Source organism: Pseudoxanthomonas sp. (assembly GCF_002863005.1).
GTDB lineage: Bacteria > Pseudomonadota > Gammaproteobacteria > Xanthomonadales > Xanthomonadaceae > Pseudoxanthomonas_A.
On record NZ_PKDG01000061.1, the window covers coordinates 1 to 4,927 of the forward strand.

Annotated in this window: 4 protein-coding genes; all 4 read left to right on the top strand. The window is 67.7% G+C overall.

Annotated features, from left to right (window positions below; all coding sequences use genetic code 11):
* Positions 1-394: methyl-accepting chemotaxis protein (locus CYU89_RS18565; protein WP_343125271.1), on the top strand; the 394-nt coding region annotated here is incomplete at its 5' end.
* 163 nt (positions 395-557) lie between these two features.
* Entirely contained in the window at positions 558-3,176 is a 2,619-nt protein-coding gene (locus CYU89_RS18570) for an EAL domain-containing protein (protein WP_296283062.1), read from the top strand.
* Positions 3,177-3,344: 168 nt separating this feature from the next.
* On the top strand, positions 3,345-3,746 hold the full coding sequence (locus CYU89_RS18575) for a hypothetical protein (RefSeq protein WP_296283065.1): 402 nt from the start codon (positions 3,345-3,347) through the stop codon (positions 3,744-3,746).
* A 91-nt stretch (positions 3,747-3,837) separates the two neighbouring features.
* The coding region (locus tag CYU89_RS18580; RefSeq protein WP_296283064.1) for an MCP four helix bundle domain-containing protein at positions 3,838-4,927 on the top strand (1,090 nt) is incomplete at its 3' end.

The window sequence follows — 4,927 nt, forward strand, 5'->3', positions numbered from 1 at the left end:
GGCCGGTGCGACGATGGCCGACATCGTGGCCAGCGTGCAGCGCGTGACCGACATCATGGCCGAGATCTCGGCGGCCTCGCAGGAGCAGTCGGCCGGCATCGAACAGGTCAACCAGACCATCACCCAGATGGATGAAGCTACCCAGCAGAACGCCGCGCTGGTGGAGGAAGCCACGGCCGCCGCACGCTCGATGGAGGAGCAGGCGCAGGGACTGACCGAATCGGTGGCGGTGTTCAAGCTGCAGGCCACGGTCGATACACCGGTGCGCAAGGCGATCAGCCCCGCTCCCAAGCCGGTCGCCGCTGCCAGGCCCGTCGCCAAGGCCCCGGCCCGCAAGCCCGCAGCGCGCAAGCCCGAACCCGCGCTCGCCGATGGCGACTGGCAGGAGTTCTGAGCCTCCGGACCCGCTTCGCATCCGCCCCGTGACCGTTTTCAAGTAATCCGGATCCCGGCCGATATGTCACCTGAAGGCACTCCTCCCTGGCCCCCATGACCGTCGCACTCACCGCCCACGACGACGCCAGCCCCGCGACGCCCCCACATTGTGAGGAGTCCGCATGCTGCGCCGCACGTTGAACGCGCTTGCGCCCGTGCGCGACGTGCAGGCACCGCCCGGCCCGGCGCACGACAGCCTGTGGCACGTGCTGGAGCAGTCGGTCGATGCGGCGTTCGTCATCGATGCGCGGCACCGCGTGGTGCTGTTCAACCCGGCGGCGGAAGCGCTGTGGCGATGCCGCCGCGAAGACGTGCACGGCGTGCCGTTCACCCGCCTGCTCGCGGAGGCGCCGGCAGGCGTCGCCGGCGAGACGACGCTCGCATCGCTGCTCGGGAGCCATCGCGATGCCGTGCTGGTGCGGGCCGACGGAAGCGAAAGCGCCTGCTCGGTCTCCATGTCGAAAGTGGTGATCGGCGACCAGGTCTTCCATACCGCCTTCGTCCGCGACACCAGCGACCAGCAGCGGCAACTGGCGCGCCTGCGGCAGCTGTCCATCGTCGTGGACAGCAGCGACAACGCCATCTTCATCAGTTCCGCCGACCGCGAGGTCGTCTACGTCAACAGCGGCTTCACGCGCATGCTGGGCTACCGCCTGGAGGAGTTGCGCGGCGTCCGACCTTCGGAACTGCTGTCGGGACCGCACACGGACGGTTCGCTGGACGAACGCATCAGCCGTGCGATCGACAACGGCGAGGGACTGCAGACCGAGGTCCTGCTGTACACCAAGGCGGGTCGCCCGCTGTGGCTGTCCACGGCGATCAACCCGGTACGCGACGAGGACGGCACGCTGCTGGGACTGGTGAGCGTGCTCAGCGACATCACCCAGACCAAGATGCATCAGGTACTGCACAACAAGGTGCTGGACGCGCTGGTGCACGAGTGGAACGTGGCCGACGTGATGACGCTGATCTGCCGGGAGGTGGAGCACATCGCGCCGGAGCTGACGGTGTCCATCATCACCGTCGACAACGAGGGGCTGATGCACGCCCTCGCCTCGCCCAGCCTGCCCGAAGCCTGGTCGCGCAAGATCAACGGCCTGCCGATCGGCCCGCGCGCCGGCGTCTGCGGGGTAGCCGCCTGGCGCGGCCGGGCGGTCCTGGTCAAGGACATCGCCAGCGACCCGCTGTGCGCCAACACCCGCCACCTCACCACGCCGCTGGGTCTGCGCGCCTGCTGGACGCACCCCATCAAGTCGAGCAGCGGTCGCGTGCTCGGCACGCTGTCGTTCTACTACCGCGAGAACCGCGGACCGGACGAGCTGCACGAGCGGCTGGCCGACACCTGCCTGCACCTGTGCTCGCTGACGCTGGAGCGCGAACAGACCAACGAACGCGTGCACCAGCTGGCGTTCTACGACACCCTGACCGGCCTGCCGAACCGCATCATGTTCAGCGCCAAGGCCGAGCAGGCGCTCGCCAACGTGGCACAAGCCAACGGTACCGCGGCCGTGGTCTTCATCGACCTGGACCGCTTCAAGCGGGTCAACGACGCGCAAGGCCACGCCGCCGGCGATGGCCTGCTGCGTGACGTGGCCGCGCGCCTGAGCGAAGAACTCGGCGGCATCAACATCGTCGGGCGACAGGCCGGCGACGAATTCGTCGCCGTGCTGCCGATGTGCGGCACGGAACAGGCCGGCAGCGTCGCCGAGCGCCTGCTGGGCGCCATCGCCGCCCCCACGACGGCGGGCCTGATGACCCTGCACCCCAGCGCCAGCATCGGCGTGGCGATGTTCCCCGACGACGGCCGCGACATCGACCTGCTGGTCCGCCACGCCGACATGGCCATGTACCGCGCCAAACGCGACGGCGGCGGCAGCTTCCGCTTCTTCAGCCTGGACATGAACCGCGTGGCACAGGAGCGCGTCTCGCTGGAGACAGCGCTGCGCGACGCACTGCGGCTGGACCAGCTGGACCTGCACTACCAGCCGCAGGTCGGCGGCGGCGACGGCCACGAGCTTTACGGCGTCGAAGCGCTGCTGCGCTGGCACCATGCCGATCTCGGGGTGATTCCGCCGTCGCGTTTCGTTCCCGTCGCGGAAGAGTGCGGCCTGATCGCCGACCTCAGCCTGTGGGTGCTGCGCCGGGCATGCGCGCAGATGGCCGACTGGCGTCGCCGCGGCATCGACATCCCGCGCGTGTCGGTCAATGTTTCCGCCATCAATTTCCGCGACCCGCAACTGTCGCTGCAGATCTCCGACCTGCTGGACGAACACGGCCTGGTGCCGGCCGACCTGACGCTGGAAATCACCGAAAGCGTCATGCTCGATCCGGATCCGGACGTGCTGGAGAACATCGAGGCCATCTACGTGCTCGGCGTGCGGTTGTCGCTGGACGACTTCGGCACCGGCTATTCCAGCCTCAGCCACCTGCACCGCCTGCCGATCAGCGAGCTGAAGCTCGACCAGAGCTTCGTGCGCGACATCGACACCAGCGCCATCGCCCGCACGCTGACGTCCTCGGTGCTGCGCATCGGCGAGAGCCTGGGCATGAAGGTGGTCGCCGAAGGGGTGGAAACCGAATCCCAGCATCGTTTCCTCACCGAACAGCGCTTCCCCGTCCTGCAGGGCTACCTGTTTTCGCCGCCGCTCCCGGCGGGCCCGCTGGAAGCATGGCTGCACGCACATCCGCATGCGTCGGTGCGCGACATCGAGGTCGTGGCGGACAGCGTCGCCACGGCCTGAGCCGGGCCTCCGCCGCGCGCCCGCGGCCACGAACTGTGATGCAGCTCCCACTCGTGCGCATCACCGCTTCCTGAAGCGTCCGAGGTCTCAAGTTTGGCGGCGGGGCGCCGATCTCAGGCGGTGAGTGTTTCCCACCATCCCTGCCCCTCCGGAGTTACTGGCATGAAGATCGCTTCCGTCCTGACCCTGTCCCTCGTCGCCGCCGGCGCCGGCGCCGCCCTGATGATGCCCACGCCGGCCAGCAGCCAGTCGCAGATCGACAATGCGATCCCCGCCGACATGGCCGCGCGCTTCACCGGCAAGGCCGGCACCGTCTGCGGGAAGGTGGGCAAGGCGCGCTTCGCCGAGAACACCGAAGGCACTCCGACCTTCCTCTACATGGGCGGCAACTTCCCGCGCCACACGTTCACTGCCCGCATTCCGGGTGACGCCCGCGCCAAGTTCAAGCCGGCGCCGGAAGAGCTGGAAGGCAAGGATGTCTGCGTGATCGGCAACATCGAGCGCGATCAGTCGCGTGCCGAGATCGTGGTGAGCTCGCCGTCGAACCTGAAGCTGGCGACGATCCGCTGATCCGCTTCACGGGCAGGGCCGCGCGCCCTGCCCCGCCCTGGTTGCCAATGAGAGCGGCGCGGCGCGCGCCCCGGTAAAGGAAAGAATCCCCATGCAGCGGATCAAGAACCTCAAACTGACGACGAAGATGATGCTGGCCTTCGGCGTCGTGCTGGCCCTGATGCTGGTCCAGGGCATCGCCGCGTTCGTCGGCCTGAACTCGTTGAACGGTGTCACCACCCAAGTGACGGGCAACGTCGTGCCCAGCGTCAAGGCCGCCGGCGATCTGCAGAGTCTGCTGGGCGAATACCGGACCAATTCCTATCGCCAGCACGTGCGCGCGAGCGACGCCGTCAAGGCCGAGGCAAGGAAACTTGCCGGCGAAACCGAGAAGAGGATCGAGCAGGCGAGCAAGGAATACGCCAAGCTGATCACCGACGCCGACGAGAAAAAGGCTTACGACAGCTTCGTCAAGGAATGGAAGGCGGCTCAGCAGTCCTACGCGGACGTTCAGGAGATGCTGGACCTGGGCTTGCCGGACGATGCCGTGGACACGTTCATCGGCGCGACGCGCGACCAGCACCGCAAGGCGACGGCTGCACTCTCCACGTTGATCACGGTGGTCGACAAGCAGGCCAAGACCGCCAGCACGAACGCCCACAGCACTTATACGGCCTCCAGCACGCTGATGGTCGTGATGCTGGTGGCAGGCATTGTCGGTGGCCTTGCCCTGGCCTGGTTCTTCGCCCGTGCCATCGCCAATGCGGTCGGCGAAGCCGTGCGCGTGGCCAACGATGTCTCCGCCGGCAAGCTGGACGGCAAGATCGATACCAGCCGTTCCGACGAGGTCGGCCAGTTGCTCAGCGCCATGCAGCGCATGCAGACGCAGGTGCAGTCGGTCATCGCCGCACAGAGCGAAATGGCCGCACGCCACGACGAAGGCCAGATCAGCTACAGGATGGACGACAGCGCGTTCCCGGGCGAATACGGCCGCATGGTGCGCGACACCAACGCGCTGGTCGCCTCGCACCTGCAGGCCATCGGCGACGCGCTGAAGATCATGCAACGCTACTCGGTGGGCGACCTGAGCCTGGACATGCCCAAGCTGCCCGGCGAGAAGGCCAACCTGACCGAGACGATGGACGCCACCAAGGCCAACCTCTCGGCCATCAACGGCGAGATCAAGCGCCTGGCCACGGCGG

What these genes read in the sequence shown, in the direction of transcription:
- CYU89_RS18570 (WP_296283062.1), top strand. Translation starts at nt 558, where the DNA reads ATGCTGCGCCGCACGTTGAACGCGCTTGCGCCCGTGCGCGACGTGCAG.